Source organism: Streptomyces sp. NPDC058469 (assembly GCF_042721125.1).
Classification (GTDB): domain Bacteria; phylum Actinomycetota; class Actinomycetes; order Streptomycetales; family Streptomycetaceae; genus Streptomyces.
In genome coordinates this window covers 1-2,189 of the sequence record NZ_JBHXME010000345.1, presented here as the reverse complement: position 1 = coordinate 2,189, position 2,189 = coordinate 1, and the positions used below count along the sequence as shown (strand labels likewise).

Sequence of the window (2,189 nt, the reverse complement as noted above, 5' to 3'; positions counted from 1 at the left end):
CGCTACGTCACACCGCCCGCGACTGCCGCCGCTCCCTGACCGCCCTCGGCCTCACCGGATGAACCCGGACAGAATCGACCATGCAACGGACCCTGGGGTTGGCGGGCAGCGCGGTGTCGGGATTCCTCCCGGTCCGTTTCTCCACTCACGGATCAGTGGCCACACCGAGACAGCTCAGGAGGTGTGCCAGGTGAATTTCCCCGCAAGGGCCTTGAATCGGAGCAGCGGGGCCACGGTGACGTTCATCTACGGGAAGAGCGGTGGGCCCCACGGGAGTTCGTTGCGGTGTAATGAAGCGGCCGCCACGGTGGAATGTCCCGGCACGCGACGGGCGCGCCCGGGATGTCACAGAAGTCGGTCACCCAGGACGGAGAGGAACTGGAGTCTCTCGTAGCCTTCGCTGCCGGGGGTGGTGGTGAAAACGGTGAGGATCTGGGGCTGGTCGGCATCTGTCAGGCTCTGTCCGTGCAGCTCCGTGAGGCCGACTTGAGGATGGTCGATCATTCTGGGTGCGCAGTACGGGCCGATGACGGGGTGTTGTCGCCAGACGTCGGCGAACTCCTCGCTTCTGCCGAGCAACGTCTCGACGAGGCCGGTGACGGGGGCCGTCGGGGTGACGGGTGTGGGCCGCGAGGAGTTGGGCGGTCATGGTCCGGCCGTGCTGGGGATGGTCGTAGGCCGGGAAGAGCCGCCGTTCGGCGGGGACGGTGAACCAGCGGAAGGCCAACGACCGGACGATGCCGGTGTGTTGGGTCTGGTCGCCGATCAGGAGGACGGAGAGCCGGTTCTGCGCGAGTGTCTCTCCCAGATGGTTGATGATCTGGGCCGGGCTTTCCTCCATGCGCTGGAAGATGCGCCGCATCCCGGGGCTGATGTGGTCCCGTGCGCGGGACACACTTGGGGGTGTCGTAGCCACCCAGCCGGAAGAGGTGCTCGCGTTCGTCCAGCTACAGGCGCAGGCCCTGGGCGAAGTTGGCTGATCGGGGGCGTTTGCCCAGGGATGTGCGAGCGCCGTCCGTGACCGCGGTGGGATCACTGTGCATGCCGACTCCTCAACAGGGTGGGCGGGTGACGGGTCGCAGTCGGCTCCGGCGCGACGGGGGCACGGGGGCACGGGCGAAAAATTCGGCAGGGGCCTGCGAGTGCCGCTCGTACTACATGTCGCATGCCCTGCCATCGATCTCTCTCTGCGGGCTCTGGCGAACACCATGACCCGGCGATCGCATGCATTCCAGGTGGCGGACCATGTCGGCGGCGCCTGCGCCTGCCCGTGACGTCGCGGGGCGTTGTGGCGGAGTGGCGCGGCGGGAGCTGTACGTGCCGTCCGTCCGGTTGTGTCAGAAGGTGCGGTGTCGGATGTGTTCGGCCTTGAGGGGAAGCCGGTCATCCACGTGTCTCACCCGGCGCACCCGACCGCCGCGACGTCACGCCTCCACGGGAGGCGGGCCGGAGCTGATTCTTACGTGACTCTGACAGGCCCCCCGAACGCCTTCATACGCCGCTGCACAACGGCAACTCTGGCCGCACACTCCCCAGACCGGAGGATCCGCAATGAGTAGGCACAACAAACGCAGGTCCAAACTGCAGAAGAGGCTGACCGTCCTCGGCGGTGGAACGGTGGCCGTCGCGGCGGTCGTGGTCACGGTCAACGTCGCTTCCGCGGCGCAGGTTTCACCCACTCCACGCGCCGCGTCGAAGGCCGACCACGCCGTCTTCGTCCAGGGCGACGAACTGACCGGAAACGTCATCCACGTCTTCCGCCGGGGCGACGACGGGAAGCTGACCGCCGCGGGAAAGTACGCGACCGGCGGCAAGGGCGGCGACCAGACCGACGCGCCCACCGACTCGCTCGCCTCGCAGGGATCCCTCGTCTACGACCACCGGTCCGGCCGGCTCCTCGCGGTCAACGCGGGCAGCGGCACCCTGACGTCCTTCGCCGTGCACGGCCGGAAACTGACAGACCGTCAAACACTCGCCACCGGAGGCGACTTCCCCTCCTCCATCACGGTCTCGGGGGATCTCGCCTACGTCATGAACGCGGGCGGCGAGGGAAGTGTCCAGGGCTTCCGGATCACCGCCAAGGGGCTGAAGCCACTGAGCGGTTCGTACCGCGGCCTGGGGCTGAAGAACGAGAAGGTGCCATTGTTCAGCAGCTCGCCGGGGCAGGTCGCGTTCACGCCGGACGGCCG

2 pseudogenes are annotated in these 2,189 nt (G+C 67.7%); one reads left to right on the top strand and one right to left on the bottom strand.

Annotation, left to right across the window (positions count from 1 at the left end):
• Positions 1 to 345: 345 nt before the first annotated feature.
• A pseudogene (locus ACFWP5_RS52300) lies at positions 346 to 841 on the bottom strand (hypothetical protein).
• Between the two features lie 710 nt (positions 842 to 1,551).
• Between ACFWP5_RS52300 and ACFWP5_RS52295 the strand changes: the two are divergent.
• A pseudogene (locus ACFWP5_RS52295) lies at positions 1,552 to 2,189 on the top strand (hypothetical protein); the annotation flags it as partial.